Here is a 26,329-nt window from a genome sequence, read left to right on the forward strand (position 1 = left end):
GACGAGGTGCGTTTTACGTTGCTGTTCGTCACTCACTCCATTGAAGAGGCGCTGGTGGTGGGCAACCGGATTCTGCTGCTGTCGCCGCATCCGGGGCGTGTGCGTGCCGAAATCAACAGTCATCAGTACGACCTGAAAAGCCTCGGCGGCGTTGATTTCCAGGCCACCGCGCAGCGTATTCATCGGCTGTTGTTCGACGAGGGCGATGAGCCTGTGGTCGAGCGGGAACTGCGGTTCCAGGACATTCGGATCGCTTACTAAATACACGCTCAGTCTGTAGGAGCCCACGTGTTGGCGAGGCGATAGACCTGACGCTCCGCGTTACGCCGCTCGCCAACACGTTGGCTCCTACCGGTTCAGTGTTGGCTTCAACATAGAGAATTCCCCATGAGCCTTTCCCCCCCAATCCGCGAGGAATACGAAGTCGCGCTGGAGCCTTTCACTCAGGAAGACCTGGCCCGTGACATCCCCCTCGCTCAGCGCATCTGGCAACAGAGCTGGGTACGCAAAAGTGTGATCCTGATTGCCCTTGCGGTGATCTGGGAAATTGCCGCGCGCATTCAAGGCAACGACTTGTTGTTGCCCAGTTTTATGCAAACCGCCCATGCATTCATCGATGGCATTGCCAGTGGCGAACTGCTGGTCAAGATCTGGATCTCCCTGAAGGTGCTGATCAAGGGCTATCTGATCGGTATCGTGCTGGCGTTCGCCCTGACCACGCTGGCGGTTTCGACTCAACTGGGTCGTGACCTGCTCGGCACGCTGACGGCAATGTTCAATCCGCTGCCCGCCATCGCGCTGCTGCCGCTGTCGCTGCTGTGGTTTGGCCTTGGCGAAAACAGCCTGGTCTTTGTGCTGGTGCATTCGGTGTTGTGGGCGCTGGCGCTCAACACGTATGCGGGGTTTCTTGGCGTCTCGGAAACCCAGCGCATGGCCGGTCGTAACTATGGGCTCAAAGGGCTGCGGTTCGTTTGGTACATCCTGATTCCTGCCGCGCTGCCATCGATTCTGGCCGGTTTGAAAATCGGCTGGGCGTTCGCCTGGCGCACCTTGATCGCCGCCGAATTGGTGTTTGGCGCATCGTCCGGCAAAGGCGGCCTGGGCTGGTACATCTATCAGAACCGCAATGAGCTTTATACCGACAAGGTATTTGCGGGGCTGGTGGCCGTCATATTGATCGGGCTGTTGGTGGAAAACCTGCTGTTTGCAAATATCGAGCGATTGACTGTGAAGCGCTGGGGCATGCAGCGCTGAGGGGTGGCGAGTTGAAGCGGGTGGTTTTTTACACGCTATCGTTATTCCAAAAGCGTATTTATAGTCGGCAGTTTGGTAACAGTAAGCTATATGCAGCGGCCGTCGGGCTCTCTGCCAATTCCAATTAAATATGTGTGTCGCGAGGATCTCATGGTCTCTTCATTCAAACGTCCAACGCTTACAACACTGGCTGCAGCGTTAGGTCTTACCGGCGCATTACTGAGCAGCGGCGCGCATGCCGAAGGCAAAATCAGCATCGCCCAGCAGTTCGGTATCGGTTATTTGATTCTCGACGTGGTACAGCAGCAAAAACTGATTGAAAAACACGGCAAGGCTGAAGGACTCGACATCAAAGTCGACTGGAACAGCATCTCCGGTGCCACCGCGATGAACGAAGCGCTGCTGGCGGGCGCGCTGGACGTGGTGTCAGCGGGTGTGCCGCCAATGCTGACCATCTGGGATCGCACCAAAGGCAAGCAGAACGTCAAGGCCATCGCCTCCCTCGGCTCGATGCCCAACTACCTGCTGACCAATAACCCCAACGTCAAAACCCTGAAAGACTTCAGCGACAAGGACCGTATCGCTGTGCCTGCGGCGGGTGTGGGCTTCCAGTCGCGCACGTTGCAGATCGAAACCGCCAAACTGTTTGGCGATGCTGAGTTCAAGAAATTCGACAATATTTCAGTAAGCATTCCGCACCCGGATGCTACCGGGGCGCTGCTCGCTGGCGGCTCGGAAATCAACGCGCACTTCTCCAGCCCGCCGTTCCAATACCAAGAGCTGGAAAACCCTAAAGTCCATAAGGTGCTCAGTTCCTACGACATCCTGGGCGGCCAGGCGACGTTCAACGTGCTTTACACCACGCAGAAATTCCACGACGAAAACCCGAAAACCTACAAAGCGTTCTACGACGCACTGGCCGAAGCCGAGAAGATCATCAAGGCTGACAAACCCGCCGCCGCCAAGACCTACATCGATGTAGAGAAGTCGAAACTGCCGTTGCCGTTTGTTGAGAAGATCGTATCCGATCCGGAAATCGACTTCACCGTGGTGCCGCAACGTACCTTCATCTACGCGCAGAAACTTCAGGAGCTGGGCGTGCTGAAAAACAAAGCCGAAAGTTGGAAGGATTACTTTTTTGAAGAAGCGCATGGCGGCAACGGGAGCTGATCTGAAGAGCTGACCATGCCCAACTCCGCGTGAGGCAGTCGATATGATGCCCAGCGTCATGGGCACGGTGCAATTTCTGTACAGCCTGTGCAGGAGCGAACGGGTTCGCGAAGCGGCGTATCAGGTTCATCCCCTAACGCCATCTCGCCAACACGTTGGCTCCTGCCGCACCCTCCCGATCAACCCCATTCGTTTTTCATCTGCCCCGGCCAATGCAATGACCCTCGATTACGCCTTCATCCTCAGCACCCTGCCGACGTTTCTCAAGGCGATCGGCGTGACGCTGCAGGTTGGTTTGATTGCCATCGGCACATCGCTGCTGGTGGCGCTGATCAACGCGACGATTCTGGTGTTTCGCACGCCGGTCCTGCATCGATTGGTGGCGCTTTACGTTGAGCTGGCACGCAACACGCCGTTGCTGATTCAGCTGTTCTTTATCTATTTCGCCTTGCCGACGATGGGTGTGAAGGTGTCCGGTTTCGCCGCGGCGATCATCACCATGACTTTTCTTGGCGGCGCATACCTGACCGAGGTATTGCGTGCCGGCGTGGATGCGGTGCCGCAGGCGCAATTAGAGTCGGGTCGCTCCATCGGCTTGTCGAACTGGCAATTGCTGCGCTACGTGATTCTCCCGCAAGCCGGAATTCTCAGCCTGCCCGCGCTGTTCGCCAATTTCATCTTCCTGCTCAAGGAGACCACCGTTGTCTCCGCCGTGGCCGTGCCGGAAATTCTCTACACCACCAAGAGTTACATCGCGCTGTATTACAAAACCTACGAAATGCTCACCGTGTTGACGCTGATCTGCGTGCTGTTGTTTTTGCCGCTGTCGTTACTGCTCGGCCGTTTGGAAAGGAGGCTGCAACATGGCCAGTTCGGGTCTTGATTTGTTGTGGGTGTCGTTGCCGCAACTGGCCAACGGCGCTGCACAAACGCTGTCGATCTCGTTTCTGAGCATCCTTTTCAGCACCGCCGGTGGCGTGTTGTACGGCGTGCTGCGCACCTTGAATGTGAGCTGGCTGAACCTGCTGCTGCGAACCTACCTGGAGCTGTTTCGTGCGATTCCGGTGCTGGTCTGGCTCTACCTGCTGTTTTTCGGGTTGCCGATCTTCTTTGGTCTGAGCATTCCCAGTTTCTGGTGTGCCGTGCTGGTGCTGTCGTTGTGGGGCTCTAGCGAGGTGGGTGAAGTAGTGCGCGGCGGGTTGTTGTCATTGCCACGCGGGCAGCGCGAAGCGGGGCTGTCGATTGGTCTGTCCAATGCGCAACTTTTTGGTTTCGTCCTGCTGCCTCAAGCGTTGAAGCGCATGACGCCACCGACCATCAACATCTACACGCGGATCATCAAAACCAGTTCGCTGGCGGTGCTGATCGGCGTAGTGGACGTGATCAAGGTCGGTCAGCAAATCATCGAGCGCACTTATGAATCAGTGCTGATCTACGGCGCGCTGTTTCTGTTTTTCTTCTTCATCTGCTACCCGCTCTCGGCCGCCTCGCGCGCGCTGGAGCGGCGCTGGACACAAGCATGAGCGCATTGATCGAGTTCAAGGATTTCAACAAATACTTCGGCACCAATCAGGTGCTCAAGGACGTGAGCCTGAGCGTCGAATCCGGCGAAGTGATCGTCATCCTCGGCCCGAGCGGCTGCGGCAAAAGCACCTTGTTGCGCTGCTTGAATGGCCTGGAAGTGGCCCACAGCGGGCACCTGCGTTTTGATGGGCGCGAGCTGCTGGACAAGAAAACCGACTGGCGCCAGGTGCGTCAACACGTCGGTATGGTGTTCCAGAGCTATCACCTGTTTGGGCACATGACGGTGCTGGAAAACATCCTGCTCGGCCCGCTGAAAGTGCAGAAGCGTCAACGCTCTGAAGCACTGGCGCAGGCCGAGGCCTTGTTGGCGCGGGTCGGTCTTGCGGACAAACGCGACGCCTATCCGCGGCAACTGTCCGGTGGACAGCAGCAGCGCATCGCGATCATTCGCTCGCTGTGCATGAACCCCAAAGTCATGCTGTTCGACGAAGTGACCGCGGCCCTTGATCCTGAGATGGTCAAGGAAGTGCTGGAGGTCATTCTCGACCTCGCGCGCGGCGGCATGACCATGTTGATCGTCACCCACGAAATGGCCTTCGCCCGCGCGGTGGCCGACCGAGTCGTGTTCATGGAGGCCGGAAGCATCCTTGAACACAACACCCCGGAGTCGTTCTTCAGCAACCCGGCGAGCGCACGGGCGCAGCAGTTTCTGGAGAAGTTCTCCTACGTAGAAACCATGCCCAAGAAAACCAGACTCAAGGAATTGTCATGAACACTGCCTCGTTCAAAACTGCTAAATCGTTATTGCTCTTACCGCTGATAGGCTTCGGTTTGCTGGCCGGCTGCGGTAACGGCGACACCCCGGCCAAGCCCGCTGCGACAGCCACAACCAATGCCGCACCTGCGGCGAGCTACCTGGACAAGATCAAGGCCCGGGACAAGCTCATCGTCGGCGTCTTCACCGACAAGCCGCCGTTCGGTTTTGTCGACGAGAAGGGCCGCTATGTCGGTTTCGACACCGACATCGGCCGCCAATTTGCCAAAGACCTGCTGGGCGACGAGAACAAGATCGAGTTCGTCGCGGTCGAGCCCGCCAGCCGTATTCCGTTCTTGCAAAGCGACAAAGTCGACCTGATCCTGGCCAACATGACCGTTACGCCGGAGCGCAAGGAGGCGGTGGAGTTCACCAACCCGAACCTGAAAGTTGCCGTGCAGGCCTTGGTGCCTCAAGGCAGTGCAGTGCAGAAACTCGATGACCTGGCCGACAAGACCACCATCGTCACCACCGGCACCACCGCCGATGTGTGGCTGACCAAAAATCATCCGGACTGGAAACTGCTGAAGTTCGAGAAAAACTCAGAATCCCTGCAAGCGCTGGCCAATGGCCGTGGCGATGCCTATGCGCAGGACAACCTGGTGCTGTTCAGCTGGTCCAAGCAAAACCCAGGCTACCGCGTCTTGCCTGAGAAGTTGGGTGGCGAAGCGCCAATTGCCCCTGCCGTAAAAAAGGGCAACATCGAACTGCGTGACTGGGTGAACACCGAACTGGCCAAGCTGGGTCAGGACAAATTCCTGCTCAAGCTGTACGACCAATACGTGCGCAAAGAGCTGAGCGAGGACACCAAGCCTGAAGACGTGATCGTCGAAGGCGGCAAGTGGCAGGGTTGAGCTTCGGCGGCCTACGGGCTGCCACGGCCAGTTGAAGGACAGTCTCAGGGCGTGAAGAGTTTCTCCAGCGCCCTGGACGCCGTGAGGCGTAATCACCCGGAGTTGAAACGGCGTCGCGATTGCTATGCCGCGCTGACCATCGCCTGCCCACTTACAACTGGGCAGCATGCCTGCACAAGGCGCCCGAGCGTTGGAAAACCCTGGCTCAAGTGAATCACCGGCGAGCTGATGCTTGCGTTAAGATCGGGAATATTCCGTTACATCTAAATGATCCCCTTTTTATTGCCTGCAGGAGCCCGTCATGCCCATCGCGCAACTGATCAGCCCGCAACAACTGGCCGAACGCCAACAACAGCCCGGGTTGGTGATTCTCGATTGTCGTTCCTCCCTCGAAGACCTGGATTACGGACAGCGCAGCTACGCTGAAGGGCATATCGAAGGCTCGTCCTACGCAGACTTGCTCAATGACCTCAGTGGTCCGATCAAAAAGGGCGTGACGGGGCGCCACCCATTACCGAACCCTCAGACGTTGATTGAGCGTTTGCAAGCCTGGGGCGTCAATAACGACAGCGATATCGTGCTGTATGACGACGGCCCTGGCGCCTATGCCGCCCGTGCGTGGTGGTTGCTGGCATGGCTTGGCAAGCGCGATGGCGTATTCATCCTCGATGGTGGCCTGAAAGCCTGGCATGCAGCGGGCTTACCGCTGAGCCTGGATCCTGCACCGCAAAAGCAGGGCTTCTTTACTGGTAAGCCGGACGACTCACTCGTGCTGACGGCCCAAGCATTACAGGCACGTCTTGGTCGGGCTGACATGACTTTGATTGACGCACGTGCGCCTGCGCGTTTCCGGGGGGAGATCGAGCCGATTGACCCGGTCGCCGGGCACATTCCGGGTGCGCAATGTGCGGCGTTCACTGACAACCTGGGGCCCGATGGACGTTTTCTGCCGGCAGAGCAGCTCAAGCAGCGTTTTGCCGAGAAGCTCGCGGGTCGTTCACCAGACAATCTGGTCGCCTATTGCGGCTCCGGCGTGACGGCCTGCCACAACCTGTTTGCGTTGTGTCTGGCAGGCTATCCGCTGGGCAGGCTGTATGCCGGGTCGTGGAGTGAATGGATTACCGATCCCAAGCGCGAAGTGGCGACGGGGGATTAAACCCCGTTCAGTCGCGCAGTCAGGAGCGATTTTCATCGGCACGTGGCAGACCTCAAATCTGCCCCATGCCCCAGCGCAGTAAAAAGAACACCAACAACCCACCGCCAATCGTGGCCAGCAAATGGCGACTAAAGGCGGCGATGGCAATCGCTGCAATGCCTGCCAGCAAATACGCATTATCCAGCGCCAACTGCCAATGTTCACCATCCGGGATTAGCATTCCCGGCACCACGATGGCTGTCAGTACCGCCGTTGGCACGTAATGCAGGCCTTGGCGTACCACTGGCGGGAAACGCAGGTTCGGCCAGGCGAACAGGCTGTAGCGCATCAAAAAAGTGATCGCGGTCATCCCCAGAATCAGCCACCAATAGCTCATGAATGCAGCTCCTTGCCCGACGCGTCTTCGGGTTTCGGTGCTCTCCAGCGTTCCAGCACCACGCCTACGGCAATCCCGCTGAAGGCCGCCGCCATCAAACCGAGCTTATAGGGCAGCGAGTACGTCATCAGTGCGACGGCGCCTGCGGCCAGTGCTGCGGCGATCTGTGGTTGATTGCGCAACAGCGGCACGACGATGCCAATGAAGGTCGCCAACATTGCGAACTCCAAGCCCCAACTCGCCATGTCTGGCACTGCCTGCCCGAACAGCACGCCTAGCAGCGAACTACTCACCCAGCCGGCATATAACGCGCTGGTCACGCCAAGCCAATACCAATGCGCCAGTGGCGTGCGGCCATGCACCCGATAAAAACGCTGCACCACAGCGAAGGTTTCGTCGGTCAGCCAGAACGCCAACAGCAATCGCCAGCGCTGCGGCAATCCATGAACTTGTGGCTGCAACGTCGCGCTGTACAGCACATGGCGCAGGTTGACGATCAAGGTCGTCAGCAGGATCACCACGGCGCTTGCGCTGGCGCCCATCAGACTGATGACGATGAATTGCGCCGAGCCTGCATAAACGAACAGCGACATACCGACGGCTTGCCATAGCGACAGCCCGGATACGCCAGCCAGGGTTCCAAAGATGATGCCAAACGGCGCGATGCCGACCAGCATGGGCACGCTGTCGCGAAGGCCGCGAGCGAAAAACTGATTGCGGGACATTATGGTTCTCCTTATGCCGCGCATTCTAGGCAGTAATGGGCGTTGGGGCGAGGCTTGCCCGCGAAGCCTCAGGTCGGCAATCGATATCGTTTGGTCTGCTATTTGCGGGCAAGCCTCGCTCAACACTTAGCGTGGGCAGCGTGCTGATTTGGTTCTGCGCCTCTATGCACATCCAGCAACCACGCCGGAATGCGTCGTTCGAGGTAATAGGTGGGGTGTCTGATCGAACCGTCGACGAAGCCAACATGGCCGCCCCGTGTTTGCAGGTCCAACTCAGTGCTGGCGGATAGCTCCGACAGTTCGGGCAAGCTGTGGGGGAACACGAACGGATCGTCCAGCGACTGAATCAGCAGCGTCGGCGTGCGTATTTCGCCCAGAAAGTAACGACTGGAAGCGCGCCGGTAATAGTCGTGAGCGTCAGCGAAGCCATTCAACGGTGCGGTCACCCGGCCATCGAAGTCCCAGAATGTGCGCATGTTTTCCAGCGAGCCCAGCGCGGCGAGTTCTGCCAGCCCGTCACTGAGCCCCTCATGCTGAAAGCGCCGTTGTTTATCCTTGATATAGCCAACCATCTCGCGCATGAAGTGCCGCTGATAGACCCTGGAAAACCCTTGGCCGATTCGATCTGCGCATTCGTCTAGCCTAAATGGCACCGATACCGCGACTGCGCCCTGCAAATGGCTGTTGAGGCCTGACTCACCCAGATGCTTGAGCAAAATGTTGCCACCCAGTGAATACCCCACGGCATACAGTGGCGCCAGCGGGCGGACGGCCCGCAAATGCGCAATGACCGCCGCGAGGTCTTCGCTGGCGCCGGAGTGATAACTGCGTGGCAGCAAGTTGGGTTCGCCAGAACAGCCGCGCCAGTTCAGCGCGACGCTGGCCCACCCTTGTTTCGCCATGGCCTGTTGCAGTCCGGCGACATACGGCGAATTGGAGGAGCCAGTCAGCCCGTGCAGCACCAATACCAACGGAGCATTGGCTTCGTGAGGGCCGTGCCAGTCCATGTCGAGAAAGTCGCCGTCGTCCAGCCACATCCGCTCACGTTTGCGCTCAAGGTGAACGGTCTTGCGCCACAGCGGCCCCCACAAGGTTTGCAGATGAGGGTTGCCCAGGCCGGTGGCGGGTTTGAAGGATGTAGCGCATGAGCTTGGCACGGGCAACTCCGGTGGTGTCTCTCGGATATACAACCGCAGATCAAACCCTGTCTGAACTGCGTCTGTAGGAGCCAACGTGTTGGCGAGGCGAGCAACGCGGTGCGCCTGATCCACCGCCTCGCGAACACGTTCGCTCCACAATGCATTCTGGCCCTGCCCCCATAACGCGATGATGGCTCGTAGGAGCGTGGCTTGTCGCGCGACCGGCGGGGAACCCGTCGTAAAACTTGCGCATACGGTGTGACAGGCAGACCGCGTGCGCCGGGTTTACTGCCGCTGCGGGCCAGATCGCGGGACAAGCCGCGCTCTTACAGGCCCTTTTGATACGGCCAGGCTTTCTCAGCGAAAAACACCTGCTGAGAGCTTGACCGCGAACAGAGTATCTACACCTAATCAACCGCCACAAAGCTTAACCGGGAACCGCGTATCTACAGATGGGGCGTCAGCTTGCGATGACGCTTCTTTCCCACAGCGCGTAATGCACCTGTCCGGCTTTCTTCTCGCGATGCAGACGCCAGTTGCCAGGCAAACCCAGCGTTGACGGGGCGATTTCGCTCTCAGTGTAGATCCACGCGTCGTCGGCCAGCCAGTTGCGCTCTTCCAGCAGCGTACAGGCCGGGACCAGCAAGTTCTGGTGGAATGGCGGATCGAGGAAGATCACGTCAAATGGCTCGGCTGGCTGGGTTTCCAGATAGCGCAGCGCATCATCCTTGGCCGTTTTGCCGACTGTACAATGCAGCGTGCCCAAGTGCTCGCGCAGGCTGGAAATGGCGGCAGAGTTGCTGTCCAGTGCCAGACCCATACTTGCACCGCGCGACAACGCTTCCAGATACAACGCACCGCTGCCCACGAATGGATCGAGGACGCGAGCGCCCTCAATATAGGGCGCCAGCCAGTTGAACAGGGTTTCCCGAACTCGGTCTGGCGTTGGACGCAGGCCAGGGCCGTCCGGGAAACTCAAGCGACGACTGCGCCATTGCCCGCCGATAATCCGCAAATGGCCGAGACCTGTGTGGATTTTGTGCCCTTTATGGATGCTGGGCGGCTTCGAACTAGGCATTAGTGCTCCGGGACGCCGAGAGGTATCTCGGCAGGCTTATCAGTGGGCGCCGGCAATGGCTTCTGCGGCACGGTCGGACCGGCCGTCACAATGACCAGCTTGTCCACGTCGAGGTGTTTGTTCATTGCGGCCTTGACCTGCTCGACCGTTACGCTTTGCGACTGCAGCATGAAGTCTTCAAGGTAGCTCAATGGCAGATCATAAAAGCCGATGGCGCCCAGTTGACCAACGATTGCCGAATTGCTGGCCGTCGACAACGGAAAGCTGCCGGACAGCTCGCGCTTGGCGTCGTCGAGTTCTTTCTGAGTGGGGCCACTGGCAAGGTAGTCGCGGACGATGTCCTGGACCAGCTTCAGCGTGTTCTCGCTCAGCTCGGCACGGGTTTGCAGGCCGATCATGAACGGGCCTTGTGCTTGCATCGGCGTGAAATCGGATGATACGCCATATGACAGGCCGCGTTTTTCCCGTACTTCGGTCATCAAACGACTGCCAAAACCGCCACCGCCTAACACCGAGTTACCCAGCGACAGCGCTGCGTAATCCGGGTCTGCGCGGTCGATCCCCAGCTCGGCCAGCATCAGGTGAGTCTGTTTGGACGGGAATTCGATGTGGGTTTCGATGGCTGCGGGCTTGGCTGGCTGTGGGATCTTCGGCAGCGCCGGCCCTTTTGGCAGCGACGACGAAACCTGCGCGGCAATTGTTTCAGCCTCGCTGCGCGACAAATCACCCACCAGCGCGATCACTGTATTACCTGCCGCATAGGCTTTGGCGTGGAACGCTTTCAACTGAGCGACGGTGATCGGCGTGATGCTCTTGGCAGTGCCATCACTGGGGTGGGCATAGGGATGATCGCCATACAGCCGCTTGAACAGTTCGTCACCGGCCAGCTTGCCCGGATTCTGCTTTTGGTATTCGAAGCTGGCGAGCATCTGGTTTTTGATCCGTGCGAGCGAGTCGGCAGGGAACGTCGGTTTACCCGCCACTTCGCAGAACAGCTTCAATGCGGGCTCGCGCTTGTCGGCTGCACTCAGGCTGCGGAGCGAAACCACGGCCATGTCGCGATAGGAGCCATTGCCGAAGTCAGCGCCCAAGCCCTCAAAGCCTTCGGCGATGGCACTGACGTCCTTACCTTTGACGCCTTCGTTGAGCATAGCGTTGGTAATCAGCGCGATGCCTGGGGTTTTTTGGTCCTGACTGCTGCCCGCCGCGAAGATCAGTCGCAGGTCGAACATCGGCAGCTCATGCGCCTGGACGAACATAACCTTGGCGCCTTCGGCGGTCTGCCAGCTCTGAATGTGCATATCGCGTCGAGTGGGCGCTTTGCCGTCGAGTTCTTTCAGCGATTCAAGAGTATTGGCTGGTTTTGCCGTCGACGCAGGGGCTGGCGCGGTATCGGCCAAGGCTGAGGTCGCACCGAACAAGCCCAAAGCCATGGCGATCAGCAGGGCAGTGGCCCGTGGTCGCGCATTGATTGACGCATTGCGCTTACTCATGGGCTTTCTCCTCAGGCAACACATGCGCAATCGCAAGACGTTCGCGGGTGAAGTACGTGCGCGCAGCTTTCTGAATGTCTTCAGGTGTCACGCTTTGCAGCGCAGCCAGCTCTTGGTCGATCAACGTCCACGACAGGCCGACGGTTTCCAGTTGGCCGATGGTCGTCGCCTGACTGGTGATCGAGTCCCGCTCGAAGACCAGGCCCGCGATGACCTGAGCGCGAACGCGTTCGAGCTCTTCTTTTGACGGCGGTTTGGTTTTCAGTTCGTTGAGCAGACGCCAGATACCTGCTTCAACATCGGCGAGGGTTTTCTTCTTCTGCGCGTTCGGCGTAGCGCTGATCATGAACAGGCTGTCGCCCCGACTGAAGGCGTCGTAATCGGACGAAGCACTACTGACCAGTTCTTCGCCGCGCTCAAGACGTGCCGAGATACGCGCACTGTAGCCGCCGTCGAGCAGGGCCGAGATCAAGCGCAGTGCGTTGACCATGCGGGGATCTTCAGCGGTCGACAGGCTCGGCACGTTGAAACCATACATCAGGCTCGGCATTTGCGTGGCCACATGGACAGTGATCTGGCGTTCGCCGGGCTCAGCCAGCTCCAGTGGTTTTTTAGCGGGTGGCACCTCGCGACGCGGAATCGGACCGAAGAAGCGTTCGGCCAGCGCCTTCACTTCGTCGGGGTTCACATCGCCGACCACAACGAGCGTGGCGTTGTTCGGCACGTACCAGGCTTGATACCAGTGGCGCAGCTCTTCGACCTTCATGCGGTCCAGATCGGCCATCCAGCCGATGGTTGGCGTGTGGTAACCGCTGGCGGGGTAGGCCATGGCCTGGAAGCGCTCATAGGCTTTGGCATTGGGTTTGTCATCGGTGCGCAGACGGCGCTCTTCTTTGATGACTTCGATTTCGCGGCTGAATTCATCTGACGGCAGACGCAGGCTTGCCATGCGGTCAGCTTCCAGTTCAAACGCTACGCTCAGGCGATCTCGCGCCAACACCTGGTAATAAGCGGTGTAGTCATCGCTGGTGAAGGCGTTCTCTTCAGCGCCCAAATCACGCAGGATCAGCGAAGCTTCGCCGGAACCTGCTTTGGAGCTGCCTTTGAACATCATGTGTTCAAGCGCGTGGGACAAGCCGGTCTGGCCTGGCGTCTCGTAGCTGGAGCCAACCTTGTACCAGATCTGGGAGACGACCACCGGGGCGCGATGGTCTTCGCGGACGACGACTTTAAGGCCGTTATCCAGGGTGAATTCGTGAGTGGGTTGCGGGTCGGCAGCCAAGGCTGCCAGGGGCAGGCATATCGTGCTGAGCAGCAGGCCTGCGGCGCAGCGGGCAAGAGCATTCATTCGTAATTCGAACCTTCGAAGCGACCAGCGTGAACTTAGCGCTGGCGGGCGCGGGGGTGTTAGGATAGCGGCCGGTTTGCTTGCCGACTACGACTAAGATGTAGGAGTTTTCGGATAAGCTCCTGCCAGAATGTAGATCCCCTGTAGGAGCTGCCGAAGGCTGCGAAGCGATTTGCAACCCGATCCAGGCTCAGCCAGATGAACAAGCGGACATAAAAGCAGTCTGTTTCGCATTGACAGAATTTTTCAGAGGCGCCGCTCTGGCGCGTCGCTACCTTGAGATAGCCGTCCTCCATGTTTGGTTCCAACGACGACAAAAAGACCCCAGCCCCGGCTGGCGAGAAGAAAGGCCTGTTCGGATGGCTGCGCAAAAAGCCGCAGGAAACCGTCGCCGATCAGCCAAAAGACTTATCCACAGCAGCGCCCGAACCCGTTGTCGAACAGACGCCGGTCGCTTCTGAGCCACAGATTGCCCGCGCAATTGCGAGCGAGCCTGCTCTTGAACGCGTTACTCCGGTTGAGCCTGCGCCGATTGCTGAGCGCCCGAGCGCCCAGCCGTGGCTGAAATTGCCGGTCGCTGAAGAGCCCGTCGCGTTGACCGATGAGGGTGAGCCGCATGTAACGCCAGAAATTCCGGCTCACACCGCGTCGCATGTTCAGCCGGATGTTGTTGCACCATCAGTGCCGGCGACGCCTTTACCTGTTACTGCGCCCGCTGTCGTCGAGCCGCTGCCTGCATTGGCCAGCCCGCCTGCCCAATCCAAACAGCCTGGTTTCTTTGCACGTCTCAAGCAGGGCCTGTCGAAAACCAGCGCCAGCCTTGGCGAAGGCATGGCCAGCCTGTTTCTTGGCAAAAAGGCCATCGATGACGACATGCTCGATGAGCTGGAAACTCGGTTGCTGACGGCAGATGTCGGTGTCGAGGCGACTTCGTTAATCGTCCAGAACCTCACCCAGAAGGTTGCGCGCAAGCAGCTCACCGACAGTGACGCGTTGTACGCGTCCTTGCAGGTCGAACTGACCGCGATGCTCAAGCCCGTCGAAGCGCCGCTGATCATCAAAAGCGAGCACAAGCCGTTCGTGATTCTGGTGGTCGGCGTCAATGGCGCGGGTAAGACCACCACCATCGGCAAGCTGGCGAAGAAGCTGCAACTTGAGGGTAAGAAAGTCATGCTGGCTGCCGGCGACACGTTCCGCGCGGCAGCGGTGGAGCAACTGCAAGTATGGGGCGAGCGCAACAACATACCGGTGATCGCCCAGCACACCGGCGCCGACTCGGCGTCGGTGATTTTTGATGCGGTGCAGGCCGCCAAGGCGCGTGGTATCGATGTGCTGATCGCTGACACCGCTGGTCGCCTGCACACCAAAGACAACCTGATGGAAGAGCTGAAAAAGGTTCGCCGGGTCATTGGCAAACTTGACGCCGACGCGCCGCATGAAGTGCTGCTGGTGCTGGACGCCGGTACCGGTCAGAACGCCATCAATCAAGCCAGGCAGTTCAATCAAACCGTCAACCTGACAGGTCTGGCGCTGACCAAGCTCGACGGCACGGCCAAAGGCGGCGTGATCTTCGCCCTGGCGAAACAGTTCGGTCTGCCCATTCGCTATATCGGCGTCGGCGAAGGTATAGACGATTTGCGTACTTTCGAGGCTGAAGCCTTTGTTCAAGCCTTGTTCGCGGAGCGGGAGCACACATGATTCGTTTCGAACAGGTTGCCAAGCGTTATCCGAATGGGCATGTCGGCTTGCATGAGCTGAGCTTTCGGGTGCGTCGTGGTGAATTCTTGTTCGTCACCGGTCACTCCGGTGCTGGCAAGAGTACGTTGCTGCGCCTGCTGCTCGCGATGGAGCGTCCAACCTCCGGCAAATTGCTGTTGGCCGGCCAGGACCTCGGGCAGATCAGCAATGCCCAGATTCCGTTTCTGCGTCGGCAGATCGGAGTGGTCTTCCAGAATCACCAATTGCTGTTTGATCGCACCGTCTTCAATAACATTGCCTTGCCGCTGCAGATTCTCGGTTTGTCGAAGGCTGAAATCACCAAGCGCGTCGATTCGGCGCTGGAGCGTGTGGCGCTGTCGGATAAGTCCGAGCTGTACCCAGGCGATTTGTCCACTGGTCAGCAGCAGCGCGTCGGCATTGCCCGCGCCATTGTTCATCGGCCAGCCTTGCTCCTGGCGGACGAGCCGACGGGTAACCTCGACCCACGCCTGGCTGCGGAGATCATGGGGGTGTTCGAAGACATCAACCGTTTGGGCACCAGCGTGTTGATCGCCAGTCACGATTTGGCGCTGATTGCACGTATGCGCCACCGCATGCTGACCCTGCAACGCGGTCGACTGATCGGCGATGGGGAGGCTGGCGTATGAGTGCGACACGCAGCCCCAAGGTATCGGAGCGTGTCGCGCCCAAAGCTGGCGAACCCGATCCGCAGAAGAAAAAGAAGCGTAACGACGATGACGGCCCTGATTTCGGCACCCTGTTTCATGCCTGGATCGAAGCGCACCGTTCGAGTCTGGTCGACAGTTTGCGTCGTTTGGGCAAACAACCGATTGGCAGCTTTTTTACCTGCCTGGTGATGGCGATTGCCTTAAGTTTGCCAATGGGATTGTCACTGCTGCTCAGCAACGTTGAGCGACTTGGTGGGTCCTGGCAGCGCGCGGCGCAAATCTCGCTTTATTTGCAACTGGATGCTTCGCCGTCCGAGGGCGATGCGCTGGTTGAGCAGATCAAAGCCATGCCTGGCGTCGCCGAAGCGCAGTACATCAGCCGTGATCAGGCGCTGAACGAGTTTCAGCAACAGTCTGGTCTTGGCGAGGCGTTGAAGGAGTTGCCAGAAAATCCTTTGCCGGGCGTAGTGGTCGTGACGCCAGATGAAGTTGACAAACCGGCGCTAGAGGCGTTACGTACCCGTCTGGCTGAATTGCCTAAGGTTCAGCAGGCCCAACTGGATTTGGTCTGGGTTGAGCGGCTGGCGGCAATTCTCAAGCTGGGTGACCGCTTTGTGTTCGGTCTGAGCGTGGTACTGGTGCTGGCGTTGTTGTTGGTCATTGGTAATACCATTCGTCTGCACATTGAGAACCGTCGTACCGAGATTGAGGTCATTAAGCTGGTAGGCGGTACTGACAGCTATGTGCGTAGGCCGTTTCTTTATATGGGCGCGCTTTATGGCATAGGGGCGGGGTTCCTGTCCTGGGGCGTGTTGGCGTTTGGCCTGAACTGGTTGAATGAGGCCGTGGTCCGGCTGGCCGGACTTTACGGCAGCAACTTCTCGCTGGCCGGTGTGCCTGCGGCTGATGGTCTGTCCCTATTGCTTGGGGCGGTGTTGTTGGGGTATATCGGTGCGTGGATTGCAGTAGCTCGCCATTTGCGCGAGCTGGCACCTCGTTAAGTTATCGTTCAGTATTCAGCTGTATATTTTGTTTCTTCTATTGACTTTTCAGCCAAGGGAACTTGTTTTGTGGTTCCCGGTCAACTTCGCAGTGCTGAACTGCACGAATACGTGAGTCGGAGGTTTTTTCGTATGACCACTTCTTTGCAACCTGCTTATGCGTTGGTCCCGGGTGCGAACCTGGAAGCCTATGTGCATACGGTTAACAGCATTCCGCTGCTGACGCCTGAGCAGGAGCGTGAACTGGCCGAGAGTCTCTATTATGAGCAGGATCTTGGGGCGGCTCGGCAGATGGTGCTCGCCCACCTGCGTTTTGTGGTGCATATAGCACGCAGTTATTCCGGTTACGGCTTGCCTCAGGCAGACCTGATCCAGGAAGGTAACGTCGGCCTGATGAAGGCCGTGAAGCGTTTCAACCCAGAAATGGGTGTTCGTCTGGTGTCTTTTGCCGTGCATTGGATCAAGGCTGAGATTCACGAGTTCATCCTGCGCAACTGGCGCATCGTGAAAGTCGCGACCACCAAAGCCCAACGCAAGCTGTTCTTCAACCTGCGCAGCCAGAAGAAGCGTCTGGCGTGGCTGAACAACGAAGAAGTGCATCGCGTGGCCGAAAGCCTTGGCGTAGAGCCGCGTGAAGTGCGCGAGATGGAAAGCCGCTTGACCGGCCACGACATGGCGTTCGACCCGGCAGCTGAAGCGGACGATGACAGTGCTTTCCAGTCGCCAGCCAACTATCTGGAAGATCATCGCTACGATCCAGCGCGTCAGTTGGAAGATTCCGACTGGACTGACAGCTCCACCGCGAACCTGCACGAAGCATTGAACGTTCTCGATGATCGCAGTCGTGACATTCTCTATCAACGCTGGTTGGCCGAAGAAAAGGCCACGCTGCACGACCTGGCAGAGAAGTACAACGTCTCGGCCGAGCGTATTCGCCAGCTTGAGAAGAGCGCGATGAACAAGCTCAAGGTATCGATTGCTGCCTAAGCGGTGATAGCTACAAATACAAACGCCCTGATCTGACTCGATCAGGGCGTTTTTGTGTGGGTAGCCGCCGCTTCCGGCAGGAGATCCCCGGTCGCCCAGACGCTGCACCAACCTGTCGATACTCAAGCTTTCAGCAGGTGTTTTTTGCTGAAAAGAGTGGCCGGATCATGTGGCGGGTGATCAGCGTGGCTTGTCCCGCGACCTGGCGCGCAGCGGCAGTAAACCCGGCGGCCTGTCACACCGAGTGCGCAGGTTTTACGACGGGTTCCCCGCCGGTCGCGGGATTAGCCCTGCTCCTACAGAAAGTCTATGTATTCAGATAGTTAAGTTGTGCTTGATGAGTGCGCGCGTGCAGGTTCACCAGCGGCGACTGTGATTTAACCCCACCAGGTAGTCATCCCCACCCAATTGCCGCATCTGCTGGCGAATCCAGCCTGCGCGACGCGACACATAGCTGCTTGGGCGGCTGGCGCTCCATTCTCGTGGGTTGGGCAGCACGGCTGCCAGGTAACTGGCCTGCTGCGCCGACAACTGGCTGGCATTGACATGGAAATGATGTTGCGCCGCTGCCTGGGCGCCGAACACGCCCTCATCCCACTCCACGCTATTGAGGTACACCTCAAGAATTCGTTGTTTAGACCACAGTATCTCGATCAAACCGGTAAACCAGGCTTCCAGCCCCTTGCGCAAATAGCTGCGCCCCGACCACAGAAACAGGTTTTTCGACACCTGCTGGCTCAGCGTGCTGGCGCCGCGAATCGAGCCGCCCCGTTCGTTATGAATCAATGCGGCCTGTATGGCATCAATATCGAAACCCCAATGCTCGGCGAATTTTTGGTCTTCGCCGGCAATGACCGCGACTTTTAGATCGTCGGAGATTTTTTCCCATGGCTGCCAGTCACGCTGTAGATCAATAGGTTGCCCGTCGAACCATGATTCAATCTTGCGTTCAACCATCAGCGCGGTGAACGGCGGTGGCACCCAACGCAGAACCAAAACCAGCACGACACTGGCCGCAGCGAACCAGAGCAGGCCCTTGGCGATACGACGAAGGAGGAAACGCAGCATAGAGATGGCTTGGCCGAACCCGTGGAGCGGGCCATTATACAGACCACGCGTCATTGAACGATTTTTGACTGGAGTCATGCATGTTTCGAACCTTTCTGATGTTGGCGGCCTTCTTCGGCTTCACGGGTGTCGCGCTTGGTGCATTCGCTGCTCATGGCCTGAAAACACGGCTGAGCGCGGAATACATTGCGATCTTCCATACCGGTGTGCTCTATCAATTGATTCACGCGCTGGCGATCTTTGGCGTAGCGCTGCTGGCGATGCAAATTCAGGGGCGGCTGGTGACTTACGCAGGTATTGCCTTCACCTTGGGCATCATCCTGTTTTCCGGCAGCCTGTATTTGCTGACCCTGACCGGCACCAGCAAACTGGGCATCATTACGCCGATTGGTGGCCTTTGCTTCCTGATCGGTTGGGCGATCCTGGGCTGGACCGCCTGGCGTCTGGGTGTTGAAGCGCCCTGATTGATCAAGTTGACTGGCCAGTCCAGCTTGAGACCAGTGGCATGGCTTTGCCTTGGTCATCCCGGCTGATCGGGCTAGAATGCTCGCCCCCTAAAATGATGGCTGCCAATTCGCATGCACATTCAGTTGAACGGTGAACCCTACGAACTGCCTGACGGTGAAACCGTCTCGGCGTTGCTGGCCCGGCTGGAGCTGACAGGTCGGCGAATCGCGGTCGAACTCAATCTGGATATCGTCCCGCGCAGCCAGCATGCGTCCACAGCCCTGCGCGATGGCGATCAGGTTGAAGTGGTGCATGCAATCGGGGGCGGTTAGTCCCGGACCATTGGGTCGCCCTCTATCGATTTCAAAGAATGGCAAGAACCTCAACCACCAAGAGGATTTCCAATGAGCAACGTTCGTAGCGACAAGCCCTTTACAGTGGCCGGTCGGACTTTCCAGTCGCGCCTGTTGGTTGGCACCGGCAAGTACAAGGACATGGAACAAACCCGCCTGGCCATCGAAGCCTCGGGCGCCGAGATTGTGACCGTGGCTGTACGCCGGACCAACCTGGGGCAGAACCCTGGCGAGCCGAACCTGCTCGATATCCTGCCGCCAGACCGTTACACCATCCTGCCGAACACCGCAGGTTGCTACGACGCCATCGAAGCGGTACGCACCTGTCGCCTGGCCCGTGAGCTGCTCGATGGCCACAACCTGGTCAAGCTGGAAGTGCTGGCTGACCAGAAGACTTTATTCCCTAACGTCATCGAAACCCTCAAGGCCGCTGAAACGCTGGTCAAGGATGGCTTCGACGTAATGGTTTACACCAGTGACGACCCGATCATCGCTCGCCAATTGGCCGAAATAGGTTGCTGCGCTGTCATGCCGTTGGCCGGCCTGATCGGTACTGGGTTGGGGATCTGCAACCCATACAACCTGCAGATCATCCTCGAAGAGTCAAAAGTGCCCGTCCTTGTTGACGCAGGCGTCGGCACCGCATCCGACGCCACCATCGCGATGGAATTGGGCTGCGAAGCGGTGCTGATGAACTCGGCGATTGCCCACGCACAACAACCGATCCTGATGGCCGAAGCCATGAAACACGCCATTTTGGCAGGCCGTATGGCCTACCTCGCTGGCCGCATGCCGAAAAAACTCTATGCCAGCGCATCCTCGCCGCTGGATGGCCTGATCAAGTAAGAGCCTGTTGATGATTGACTCACAAACGCCTGACCCACTTCCCGACGATGAAGAAGTGATGAACGAAGAAGACGGCAAAGAGCCGGGCGACGAACGCCAACATCGCCGCATCAAGAGCTTTGTGATGCGTGCCGGTCGCATGACTGAAGGCCAGCAACGCGGTCTGGATCAAGGCAAGCCGTTGTTCGTTCTGCCGCTGGCCGATGCGCCGGTCGATTTCGATCAGGTGTTTGGTCGCTCGGCGCCGCGTACGCTGGAAATCGGCTTCGGCATGGGGCATTCGTTGCTGGAAATGGCGGCTGCTGCGCCTGAACACGACTTCATTGGCGTTGAGGTGCATCGTCCGGGTGTGGGTGCGTTGCTCAATGGCGTGCTGACTCAGGGGCTGACCAATCTGCGGGTTTATGATTGCGACGCTATCGAAGTACTCAACCGCTGCATCGCCGATAACAGCCTTGATCGCCTGATGCTGTTCTTCCCGGACCCATGGCACAAATCGCGTCACCACAAACGTCGCATCGTTCAGGCTGAGTTCGCCGAACTGGTGCGCAGCAAGTTGAAACCCGGCGGCGTGCTGCACATGGCCACCGACTGGGAGCCCTACGCCGAGTACATGCTCGAAGTAATGAACGTCGCGCCGGGCTATCGCAACCTGGCTGAAGACGGCAAATGCGTCCCGCGACCTGCGGAACGGCCGATCACCAAATTCGAACGCCGCGGCGAACGCCTCGGGCATGGGGTTTGGGATTTAAAGTTCGAGAAACAGGTGTAAGCCGATCTAGCGACTATGCCTTTCATCAAACGCACTATAACCATCTGACTAAAAGAGACTTTCGGTAGGCGCTGCCAAAGGCTGCGATAAGGTCCACAGGACCTTCAGGGGGCCACCCGATAAGTTGGGCGCGCTGCGCACACCCTCGCAGCCTTCGGCAGCTCCAACAGGTCCCGTGTTTGCTGCGCGACAGCGCGGCGTCTTGGCGGCGAGACGGCTCTCATGGAGCTGCCCGACAGCTGCAGCAGTGCCCGCTTCCCTCCAAACCTGCGTCATGCAGCAACTACAGACCAGCCCTACCGGCTGCACGCAGTTCGCCTTTCTTTGATCGGACGAGAAAGGCTACAGATCCTTCAGAAACGTCCGACATCTGTACTTAGGCCTTCTCGTTATATTCCCGCCGCTGCATATATCAGATAATCGAGAAGGGATTACATATGAATAAGTTCTGGCAAATGGCTGCTGTCTTTACACTGATCGCGACCACTAGCGGCTGCGTCAGCTACAACATGAGCCAGCCGGCGGCATCGCTGTCGGGTGACGTCAAGACCGATCTTAAGGCCGATGTAAAAGTGGGCGAGGTCATCCAAGGCGAGTCGTCCACCAACGTACTGTTCGGCTGGCTGAACATTGGTGGCGACACCCAGTTTGCCGACGGTGTTTCGTATGGTGGTGCAAGCGGTGGCGGCATGGGCCTGCCGTTGCCGGACCCAATCTCCAGCACAAAAGCCGCGGCAGCTTTCAAGGCCGTCAAATCATCCGGTTCCGACCTGATCGTGGCTCCGCGTTATGAAGTAACCGTCAAAGACTACTTCATCTTCAAACAGGTGGGCGTCAAGGTAACTGGCAACAAAGGCACCATCCAAAGCATTCGCTGATAGGTGGGCAATGCGGTCTGGTGCATAAGCGCCAAACTGTAAAAAAGGAGAAGCTCTGCTTCTCCTTTTTTGTTCTCAATTTGCGGCGGCCAACGTCGAGGCTAAGTCCATCTTCAAAGAAGGTTTATCACAAGGTTTGTAAATCACTTGCGATCGGCAACCACCCCAATCAACCCCAGCACCACCAACAGCACCGGCGCCAGGCTGTAGTTGTTGAACTGGCTCAGCCCGCGCACGACCCAGGGCGTGGCATAAATCAATGCGGCGCCGCTGCCGATGGTGCAGAGCAACGCCATGACCGGGATGCGCAATGCGCCAGCGAAACCGCCGATGCGGCCTTCGATCCAGCCTTTGATGTCGGCACCGAACAGGATCAGCAGACACCCCACCAATGCCAGTGCGATTTCAGAAAGGTTGCTGCGGCTCCAGCGCGAGACGGTAGCGAGCAGGTCGAGAATGAGGTCCATGCAGTGTCCTTGGATCGAAGCCTTAAATGAGGAAGTATTGCAGCAGGTCATTGAGGAACAGTTGACCGCGCGCGGTGGCCACCAGACGCGTTGGGTCGGCTTCCAGCAAGCCCCGTTGCTCAGCCTGCTGGCGAGCGCTGGCAAGCGATTCGACGCTTAGACCGGTGCGCAGTTGAAATAATGCAGCGTCCACGCCATTTGTTAAACGCAGTGCATTCATCAAAAACTCAAAGGGCATCTCATCGGCTAGCAGGGTCTTTTCTCCTGCCTGAAACGGTTTGGCCGGATTGAGATAGTCCTTCGGCAGACGGGTTTTCCAGGTGCGATTGATGCGCCCGTCAGGATGGCTTAACTTGCCGTGGGCGCCCGCGCCAATGCCGATGAAGTCGCCAAAACTCCAGTAATTGAGGTTATGCCGCGCAGGTTTGCCCGGCTGAGCGTAAGCCGACACTTCATATTGTGCGTAGCCATTTTCTGCGAGTAACACCTGCCCCGCTTCCTGGATGTCCCAAAGAATGTCGTCTTCGGGCAGCGTCGGCGGCTGATTCCAGAACACGGTGTTCGGCTCCAGCGTCAGTTGATACCAGGACAGGTGCGTCGGCGCCAGCGCGATGGCCTGACGCAAGTCGCCCAAGGCATCGTCCTGCGACTGATCCGGCAGGCCATGCATCAAGTCCAGGTTGAAATTATCGAAGCCGGCCTGGCGCGCCATGTCAGCGGCTCGAATAGCTTCGTCACCGTTATGAATTCGCCCCAGCGCCTTGAGCTTGGCTTCCTGGAAACTCTGGATACCAATCGACAAACGATTGATGCCCAGCCCGCGATAGGCGCTGAACTTGGCCTGTTCGAAGGTTCCTGGGTTGGCCTCAAGGGTTATTTCGATATCAGGCGCGAAGGCAATCCGCTGCTCCACGCCCTTGAGCAGCCGACCCAGTGCATTGGCGCTGAATAGACTGGGCGTGCCACCGCCGAAGAAGATCGAGGTCAACTCGCGGCCATAGACATGGTGCAGGTCCTGATCCAGATCGGCCAGCAGCGCATCGACATACTCGTCTTCAGGCAGCACCGGGCTTGCGGTGTGGGAATTGAAATCGCAATACGGGCATTTGCGCACACACCACGGAATATGGATGTACAGCGACAACGGTGGCAGTTGTGGCAGCCCGGCCCGTGGGGTGTTGGACGAAAAGCCGGCTTTACCGAGGAACAGAGGCCGTGCGGTGGAATCGGGTGTCATTGCAAACCCAGGCGCTGGCGCAGAATCGCCATGGCACGGGCGCGGTGGCTTAGCAGGTTTTTCCTGGCAGGGCTCAGCTCAGCGCTTGAGCAGTCATGCTCGGGCACCCAGAACAATGGGTCATAGCCAAAGCCGTATTCACCACGCGCCGCGCGCAGAATCCGCCCGTGCCACAGGCCTTCGCAGAGAATGGGCAGCGGGTCGTCGGCGTGTCGCACCAGCGCCAGAACGCAGACGAACTGCGCGCCACGTTGATCGTCAGGCACATCCTTCAGCGCGTCCAGCAGCTTGGCGTTGTTGGCTGCATCGCCTTGGCCATCGGCGTAGCGAGCGGAATAAATCCCCGGTGCGCCGCCGAGAAAGTCCACCGCCAGGCCCGAATCGTCGGCCAGCGCGGGCAGGCCAGAAATGCGTGCTGCGTTACGCGCTTTGAGAATGGCGTTTTCGACGAATGACAGGCCGGTCTCTTCCGGTTCCACGTCGCTAAACTCGCCAATGGAGTGCAGTTGCACGCTGTCGCCAAGCATGGCCTGGAGTTCTTTGAGTTTGCCTGCGTTGTGGCTGGCCAGTACGAGCTGGGTGAGTTTCATCATTCGCCTGAGTAGATTTCTTGGTTGAAGCTCAAAGAGTGAGCCTGTTCATCGCCGACCTTCACGCTGACATCAAAGGTCAGCAGTGTGGACGTATCGGGCTCAACCGCGAACTCCGCCAGATAGTTGACCGAGCCACCGAGAGTGCTTTGCTTGAAGGTCAGCAGCTTGGTCCTGCCGGTCAGGTCTTTGACTGTGCCGGTGACGTTGGCCGGGACGGTCTTGCCGTCCTTGATCGCGGCAATGTTGAGCACGCCTTGGCTCTTGCTGCGAATCACCCCCGCCTCTTGGGCGATGGACGGTTGCAAAATGCTTGAGGCAAAGGCGTTGTAGTGAACGGTCAGGGCGCCAAACTGCGCTTTGCGTTGCGGGCTGGCGCTGTCGGCGGCGATTGTCGGTGCAGACAGCGCAAGCGCGAAGAGGGTGCAAAGCAATGCGGTCAGGCGGCGCATGATCATTCTCCTTGTTATTGGGCTATGCCGGATCAGATTGCAATCTGGTGGTCCTGCAAGCCAGGACTGCTCACCCGATAGATACCGATCTCACCCAACAGATTAGGCCATAGCTTGCTGGCCCAGCCATGCCGATGCTGCTGATCGACCGCAAGTCGATCAATGACCTTTGCTTCACGCTCACGGCACAGGGCTTCGAAGTCTTCGAAGGTGCAGAAGTGAATGTTCGGCGTGTTGTACCAGGTGTATGGCAAAAATTCCGAAACAGGCATGCGGCCCTTGCTCGCCAAGTACCAGCGGCAGCGCCAGTGACCGAAGTTAGGGAAGGTGATGATGCATTGGCGTCCGACGCGGAGCATTTCGTCGAGAATTTTGTCCGGGTAATGCACCGCTTGCAGCGCCTGGGTCATGACCACCACATCGAAGCTGTTGCTGGCAAAGTTGCCCAGGCCTTTGTCCAGATCCTGCTCGATGACGTTGACGCCCTTCGCCACGCAGCGAGCGATGTTGTCGGCGTCGTTTTCCAGACCGTAGCCGGTGACTTGTTTGTTGTCCCGCAACCAGGCCAGTAATTCGCCATCGCCGCAACCGAGGTCGAGCACCCGGCTGCCGGCAGGTATCCAGTCTTGGATGATGTCCAGGTCGGCTCTCATGGTGTCCTCAGATCTCAATTCGGTTCATGTAGCTGGAGAAGGCCTGCAAGTAACGCGGAATCGGAATCAGGAAGGCGTCGTGGCCTTGTGGTGCGTCGATTTCCAGATAACAGACGTCTTTCTTTGCAGCCATCAGCGCATCGACCAGTTCCCGTGAACGCGCCGGGGAGAAACGCCAGTCGGTGGTAAACGACATCACGCAGAACTTCGCGGTGGCTTTGGCGAACGTCGCGGCCAGGTTGTCGTTGAAGTTGGCGGCCGGATCGAAATAGTCCAGCGCCTTGGTCATCAGCAAATAAGTGTTGGCGTCGAAACGGCCGGAGAACTCTTCGCCTTGATAGCGCAGGTAGCTTTCGACCTGGAATTCGACGCTGTGAAAGTCGTAATTGAGCTTCTCGCTCTTGAGCCCGCGACCGAATTTCTCGCCCATGGAGTCATCGGACAGGTAGGTGATGTGGCCCACCATGCGTGCCAGCATCAGGCCGCGCTTGGGGATAACGCCGTATTCCTGGAACGAGCCGCCATGAAACTCGGGATCGGTGAGGATCGCCTGGCGTGCGACTTCGTTGAAGGCGATGTTCTGTGCCGAGAGCTTGGGGGCCGAGGCGATGGCCAGACAATGACGCACGCGGTCCGGGTAGGTGATGGTCCATTGCAGCGCCTGCATCCCGCCCAGGCTGCCACCAACAACAGCCGCCCACTGGATGATGCCGAGGCAATCGGCCAGCCGCGCCTGACTGTGGACCCAGTCTTCCACGGTCAGTACCGGGAAGTCGGCGCCGAAGGGTTTGCCGCTTTCCGGGTTGATGCTGCTGGGGCCTGTGGAGCCATTACAGCCGCCCAAGTTGTTCAGGCTGACCACGAAGAAGCGATTGGTGTCGATCGGCTTGCCGGGGCCTATGCAGCTGTCCCACCAGCCGGGCTTGCGTTCGTCGACGCTGTGATAACCGGCTGCGTGGTGATGACCCGACAGGGCGTGGCAGATCAGTACCGCGTTGCTGCGCGTCGCGTTGAGCTGGCCATAGGTTTCGTAGATGAGGTCGTAGGCAGGCAGTGAGCGGCCACAGGCCAAGGCCAGGGGTTCGCTGAAATGGGCTATTTGCTGTGTGACTAGACCGACAGAATCTTCGGGAAAGACCGTGGACATCGACCCTGCTCTCGTTAAATGAGGCGTAAGTCTAAAGATCGCGGGGGGTAGCGGCAACAAAGTAAATATTTGAATGCGCTGACAGTTCGCTTTGGGCTATGCCCAAGGGTGTG

General features: G+C 58.4%; 29 protein-coding genes and 1 pseudogene. 17 read left to right on the top strand and 13 right to left on the bottom strand.

All coding sequences use genetic code 11. From position 1 onward, the window contains the following. The 8 genes and pseudogenes from VGC62_RS10805 to VGC62_RS10840 all read left to right on the top strand — a co-directional run. Positions 1-261 (top strand): annotated as a pseudogene (locus VGC62_RS10805) (ABC transporter ATP-binding protein); the annotation flags it as partial. Between the two features lie 126 nt (positions 262-387). Next, positions 388-1,254, top strand: coding sequence for an ABC transporter permease (locus VGC62_RS10810; RefSeq protein WP_331187071.1), 867 nt, complete (start codon positions 388-390; stop codon positions 1,252-1,254). 150 nt (positions 1,255-1,404) lie between these two features. After that, the gene (locus VGC62_RS10815; protein WP_331187072.1) at positions 1,405-2,424 is read left to right on the top strand and encodes an ABC transporter substrate-binding protein; all 1,020 of its coding nucleotides are present in this window, start codon (positions 1,405-1,407) and stop codon (positions 2,422-2,424) included. Positions 2,425-2,641: 217 nt separating this feature from the next. Continuing rightward, the gene (locus tag VGC62_RS10820; protein ID WP_331187098.1) at positions 2,642-3,307 is read left to right on the top strand and encodes an amino acid ABC transporter permease; all 666 of its coding nucleotides are present in this window, start codon (positions 2,642-2,644) and stop codon (positions 3,305-3,307) included. Further along, entirely contained in the window at positions 3,288-3,947 is a 660-nt protein-coding gene (locus tag VGC62_RS10825) for an amino acid ABC transporter permease (protein ID WP_331187073.1), read from the top strand. The genes VGC62_RS10820 and VGC62_RS10825 overlap by 20 nt, the downstream gene beginning before the upstream one ends. After that, positions 3,944-4,720: an amino acid ABC transporter ATP-binding protein gene (locus VGC62_RS10830; protein ID WP_331187074.1), complete on the top strand. Its 777-nt coding sequence runs from the start codon at positions 3,944-3,946 to the stop codon at positions 4,718-4,720. The genes VGC62_RS10825 and VGC62_RS10830 overlap by 4 nt, the downstream gene beginning before the upstream one ends. After that, positions 4,717-5,616, top strand: coding sequence for a transporter substrate-binding domain-containing protein (locus tag VGC62_RS10835; protein WP_331187075.1), 900 nt, complete (start codon positions 4,717-4,719; stop codon positions 5,614-5,616). Before VGC62_RS10830 ends, VGC62_RS10835 begins: the two co-directional genes overlap by 4 nt. Before the next feature lie 301 nt (positions 5,617-5,917). After that, positions 5,918-6,772 carry a sulfurtransferase gene (locus VGC62_RS10840; protein ID WP_331187076.1) on the top strand — a complete coding sequence of 285 codons (855 nt, stop codon included), beginning with the start codon at positions 5,918-5,920 and terminating at the stop codon, positions 6,770-6,772. Between the two features lie 52 nt (positions 6,773-6,824). On the opposite strand, the gene VGC62_RS10845 is transcribed toward VGC62_RS10840, so the two are convergent. The 6 genes from VGC62_RS10845 to VGC62_RS10870 all read right to left on the bottom strand — a co-directional run bounded on the left by VGC62_RS10845 (position 6,825) and on the right by VGC62_RS10870 (position 12,931). Next, positions 6,825-7,148 carry an AzlD domain-containing protein gene (locus VGC62_RS10845; RefSeq protein WP_331187077.1) on the bottom strand — a complete coding sequence of 108 codons (324 nt, stop codon included), beginning with the start codon at positions 7,146-7,148 and terminating at the stop codon, positions 6,825-6,827. After that, entirely contained in the window at positions 7,145-7,873 is a 729-nt protein-coding gene (locus VGC62_RS10850) for an AzlC family ABC transporter permease (RefSeq protein WP_331187078.1), read from the bottom strand. Before VGC62_RS10850 ends, VGC62_RS10845 begins: the two co-directional genes overlap by 4 nt. A gap of 119 nt (positions 7,874-7,992) precedes the next feature. After that, complete coding sequence (locus VGC62_RS10855; protein WP_331187079.1) at positions 7,993-9,030, bottom strand: hydrolase; 1,038 nt, start codon at positions 9,028-9,030, stop codon at positions 7,993-7,995. Positions 9,031-9,472: 442 nt separating this feature from the next. Beyond that, a complete protein-coding gene (rsmD, locus tag VGC62_RS10860) occupies positions 9,473-10,090 on the bottom strand; it encodes a 16S rRNA (guanine(966)-N(2))-methyltransferase RsmD (RefSeq protein ID WP_331187080.1) in 618 nt (205 codons plus the stop codon). Beyond that, positions 10,090-11,583 carry a pitrilysin family protein gene (locus VGC62_RS10865; protein WP_331187081.1) on the bottom strand — a complete coding sequence of 498 codons (1,494 nt, stop codon included), beginning with the start codon at positions 11,581-11,583 and terminating at the stop codon, positions 10,090-10,092. Before VGC62_RS10865 ends, rsmD begins: the two co-directional genes overlap by 1 nt. Further along, positions 11,576-12,931, bottom strand: coding sequence for a pitrilysin family protein (locus VGC62_RS10870; RefSeq protein ID WP_331187082.1), 1,356 nt, complete (start codon positions 12,929-12,931; stop codon positions 11,576-11,578). Before VGC62_RS10870 ends, VGC62_RS10865 begins: the two co-directional genes overlap by 8 nt. Before the next feature lie 294 nt (positions 12,932-13,225). Between VGC62_RS10870 and ftsY the strand changes: the two genes are divergently transcribed. The 4 genes from ftsY to rpoH all read left to right on the top strand — a co-directional run bounded on the left by ftsY (position 13,226) and on the right by rpoH (position 17,306). Beyond that, complete coding sequence (gene ftsY, locus VGC62_RS10875) at positions 13,226-14,629, top strand: signal recognition particle-docking protein FtsY (RefSeq protein ID WP_331187083.1); 1,404 nt, start codon at positions 13,226-13,228, stop codon at positions 14,627-14,629. Next, positions 14,626-15,297, top strand: coding sequence for a cell division ATP-binding protein FtsE (ftsE, locus tag VGC62_RS10880; RefSeq protein WP_331187084.1), 672 nt, complete (start codon positions 14,626-14,628; stop codon positions 15,295-15,297). The genes ftsY and ftsE overlap by 4 nt, the downstream gene beginning before the upstream one ends. Beyond that, the gene (gene ftsX, locus VGC62_RS10885; protein ID WP_331187085.1) at positions 15,294-16,319 is read left to right on the top strand and encodes a permease-like cell division protein FtsX; all 1,026 of its coding nucleotides are present in this window, start codon (positions 15,294-15,296) and stop codon (positions 16,317-16,319) included. The genes ftsE and ftsX overlap by 4 nt, the downstream gene beginning before the upstream one ends. Positions 16,320-16,451: 132 nt before the next feature. Continuing rightward, positions 16,452-17,306 carry an RNA polymerase sigma factor RpoH gene (rpoH, locus tag VGC62_RS10890; protein ID WP_331187086.1) on the top strand — a complete coding sequence of 285 codons (855 nt, stop codon included), beginning with the start codon at positions 16,452-16,454 and terminating at the stop codon, positions 17,304-17,306. A gap of 357 nt (positions 17,307-17,663) precedes the next feature. Here rpoH and mtgA read toward each other — a convergent pair whose 3' ends face one another. Then, on the bottom strand, positions 17,664-18,374 hold the full coding sequence (gene mtgA, locus VGC62_RS10895) for a monofunctional biosynthetic peptidoglycan transglycosylase (RefSeq protein ID WP_331187087.1): 711 nt from the start codon (positions 18,372-18,374) through the stop codon (positions 17,664-17,666). A gap of 80 nt (positions 18,375-18,454) precedes the next feature. Between mtgA and VGC62_RS10900 the strand changes: the two genes are divergently transcribed. From VGC62_RS10900 to VGC62_RS10920, 5 genes are all read left to right on the top strand, one after another. Beyond that, on the top strand, positions 18,455-18,838 hold the full coding sequence (locus VGC62_RS10900; protein ID WP_331187088.1) for a DUF423 domain-containing protein: 384 nt from the start codon (positions 18,455-18,457) through the stop codon (positions 18,836-18,838). A gap of 114 nt (positions 18,839-18,952) precedes the next feature. Next, on the top strand, positions 18,953-19,153 hold the full coding sequence (thiS, locus tag VGC62_RS10905; protein ID WP_331187089.1) for a sulfur carrier protein ThiS: 201 nt from the start codon (positions 18,953-18,955) through the stop codon (positions 19,151-19,153). Between the two features lie 72 nt (positions 19,154-19,225). Beyond that, the gene (locus VGC62_RS10910; protein WP_331187090.1) at positions 19,226-20,020 is read left to right on the top strand and encodes a thiazole synthase; all 795 of its coding nucleotides are present in this window, start codon (positions 19,226-19,228) and stop codon (positions 20,018-20,020) included. Positions 20,021-20,078: 58 nt separating this feature from the next. Then, positions 20,079-20,792: a tRNA (guanosine(46)-N7)-methyltransferase TrmB gene (gene trmB, locus VGC62_RS10915; protein WP_331187099.1), complete on the top strand. Its 714-nt coding sequence runs from the start codon at positions 20,079-20,081 to the stop codon at positions 20,790-20,792. Positions 20,793-21,229: 437 nt separating this feature from the next. After that, complete coding sequence (locus VGC62_RS10920) at positions 21,230-21,670, top strand: hypothetical protein (protein ID WP_331187091.1); 441 nt, start codon at positions 21,230-21,232, stop codon at positions 21,668-21,670. Between the two features lie 143 nt (positions 21,671-21,813). On the opposite strand, the gene VGC62_RS10925 is transcribed toward VGC62_RS10920, so the two are convergent. Genes VGC62_RS10925 through metX form a run of 6 tightly spaced genes read right to left on the bottom strand, consistent with a single transcriptional unit; the run spans position 21,814 to position 26,216 of the window. After that, positions 21,814-22,137 carry a DUF3392 domain-containing protein gene (locus tag VGC62_RS10925; protein ID WP_331187092.1) on the bottom strand — a complete coding sequence of 108 codons (324 nt, stop codon included), beginning with the start codon at positions 22,135-22,137 and terminating at the stop codon, positions 21,814-21,816. 22 nt (positions 22,138-22,159) lie between these two features. After that, positions 22,160-23,374: a radical SAM family heme chaperone HemW gene (gene hemW, locus VGC62_RS10930; RefSeq protein WP_331187093.1), complete on the bottom strand. Its 1,215-nt coding sequence runs from the start codon at positions 23,372-23,374 to the stop codon at positions 22,160-22,162. Continuing rightward, a complete protein-coding gene (gene rdgB, locus VGC62_RS10935; protein ID WP_331187094.1) occupies positions 23,371-23,967 on the bottom strand; it encodes an RdgB/HAM1 family non-canonical purine NTP pyrophosphatase in 597 nt (198 codons plus the stop codon). The genes hemW and rdgB overlap by 4 nt, the downstream gene beginning before the upstream one ends. Then, positions 23,964-24,416, bottom strand: coding sequence for a DUF4426 domain-containing protein (locus tag VGC62_RS10940; protein WP_331187095.1), 453 nt, complete (start codon positions 24,414-24,416; stop codon positions 23,964-23,966). Before VGC62_RS10940 ends, rdgB begins: the two co-directional genes overlap by 4 nt. A 32-nt stretch (positions 24,417-24,448) precedes the next feature. Further along, entirely contained in the window at positions 24,449-25,069 is a 621-nt protein-coding gene (metW, locus tag VGC62_RS10945; RefSeq protein ID WP_331187096.1) for a methionine biosynthesis protein MetW, read from the bottom strand. 7 nt (positions 25,070-25,076) lie between these two features. Then, positions 25,077-26,216, bottom strand: coding sequence for a homoserine O-succinyltransferase MetX (metX, locus tag VGC62_RS10950; RefSeq protein ID WP_331187097.1), 1,140 nt, complete (start codon positions 26,214-26,216; stop codon positions 25,077-25,079). Positions 26,217-26,329 lie beyond the last annotated feature (113 nt).

Origin of the sequence: Pseudomonas sp., from assembly GCF_036404235.1 — a bacterium.
Taxonomy (GTDB): domain Bacteria; phylum Pseudomonadota; class Gammaproteobacteria; order Pseudomonadales; family Pseudomonadaceae; genus Aquipseudomonas.

Coding starts and splice junctions, on each gene's coding strand:
- trmB (WP_331187099.1), top strand. CDS start 20,079: ATGAACGAAGAAGACGGCAAAGAGCCGGGCGACGAACGCCAACATCGC.
- VGC62_RS10900 (WP_331187088.1), top strand. CDS start 18,455: ATGTTTCGAACCTTTCTGATGTTGGCGGCCTTCTTCGGCTTCACGGGT.
- VGC62_RS10925 (WP_331187092.1), bottom strand. CDS start 22,137: ATGGACCTCATTCTCGACCTGCTCGCTACCGTCTCGCGCTGGAGCCGC.
- rdgB (WP_331187094.1), bottom strand. CDS start 23,967: ATGATGAAACTCACCCAGCTCGTACTGGCCAGCCACAACGCAGGCAAA.
- metX (WP_331187097.1), bottom strand. CDS start 26,216: ATGTCCACGGTCTTTCCCGAAGATTCTGTCGGTCTAGTCACACAGCAA.
- ftsY (WP_331187083.1), top strand. CDS start 13,226: ATGTTTGGTTCCAACGACGACAAAAAGACCCCAGCCCCGGCTGGCGAG.
- thiS (WP_331187089.1), top strand. CDS start 18,953: ATGCACATTCAGTTGAACGGTGAACCCTACGAACTGCCTGACGGTGAA.
- VGC62_RS10815 (WP_331187072.1), top strand. CDS start 1,405: ATGGTCTCTTCATTCAAACGTCCAACGCTTACAACACTGGCTGCAGCG.
- VGC62_RS10850 (WP_331187078.1), bottom strand. CDS start 7,873: ATGTCCCGCAATCAGTTTTTCGCTCGCGGCCTTCGCGACAGCGTGCCC.
- VGC62_RS10810 (WP_331187071.1), top strand. CDS start 388: ATGAGCCTTTCCCCCCCAATCCGCGAGGAATACGAAGTCGCGCTGGAG.
- hemW (WP_331187093.1), bottom strand. CDS start 23,374: ATGACACCCGATTCCACCGCACGGCCTCTGTTCCTCGGTAAAGCCGGC.
- ftsE (WP_331187084.1), top strand. CDS start 14,626: ATGATTCGTTTCGAACAGGTTGCCAAGCGTTATCCGAATGGGCATGTC.
- mtgA (WP_331187087.1), bottom strand. CDS start 18,374: ATGCTGCGTTTCCTCCTTCGTCGTATCGCCAAGGGCCTGCTCTGGTTC.
- rpoH (WP_331187086.1), top strand. CDS start 16,452: ATGACCACTTCTTTGCAACCTGCTTATGCGTTGGTCCCGGGTGCGAAC.
- VGC62_RS10920 (WP_331187091.1), top strand. CDS start 21,230: ATGAATAAGTTCTGGCAAATGGCTGCTGTCTTTACACTGATCGCGACC.
- metW (WP_331187096.1), bottom strand. CDS start 25,069: ATGAGAGCCGACCTGGACATCATCCAAGACTGGATACCTGCCGGCAGC.
- VGC62_RS10835 (WP_331187075.1), top strand. CDS start 4,717: ATGAACACTGCCTCGTTCAAAACTGCTAAATCGTTATTGCTCTTACCG.
- VGC62_RS10820 (WP_331187098.1), top strand. CDS start 2,642: ATGACCCTCGATTACGCCTTCATCCTCAGCACCCTGCCGACGTTTCTC.
- VGC62_RS10840 (WP_331187076.1), top strand. CDS start 5,918: ATGCCCATCGCGCAACTGATCAGCCCGCAACAACTGGCCGAACGCCAA.
- VGC62_RS10830 (WP_331187074.1), top strand. CDS start 3,944: ATGAGCGCATTGATCGAGTTCAAGGATTTCAACAAATACTTCGGCACC.
- VGC62_RS10845 (WP_331187077.1), bottom strand. CDS start 7,148: ATGAGCTATTGGTGGCTGATTCTGGGGATGACCGCGATCACTTTTTTG.
- VGC62_RS10940 (WP_331187095.1), bottom strand. CDS start 24,416: ATGCGCCGCCTGACCGCATTGCTTTGCACCCTCTTCGCGCTTGCGCTG.
- VGC62_RS10825 (WP_331187073.1), top strand. CDS start 3,288: ATGGCCAGTTCGGGTCTTGATTTGTTGTGGGTGTCGTTGCCGCAACTG.
- VGC62_RS10870 (WP_331187082.1), bottom strand. CDS start 12,931: ATGAATGCTCTTGCCCGCTGCGCCGCAGGCCTGCTGCTCAGCACGATA.
- VGC62_RS10910 (WP_331187090.1), top strand. CDS start 19,226: ATGAGCAACGTTCGTAGCGACAAGCCCTTTACAGTGGCCGGTCGGACT.
- VGC62_RS10865 (WP_331187081.1), bottom strand. CDS start 11,583: ATGAGTAAGCGCAATGCGTCAATCAATGCGCGACCACGGGCCACTGCC.
- rsmD (WP_331187080.1), bottom strand. CDS start 10,090: ATGCCTAGTTCGAAGCCGCCCAGCATCCATAAAGGGCACAAAATCCAC.
- ftsX (WP_331187085.1), top strand. CDS start 15,294: ATGAGTGCGACACGCAGCCCCAAGGTATCGGAGCGTGTCGCGCCCAAA.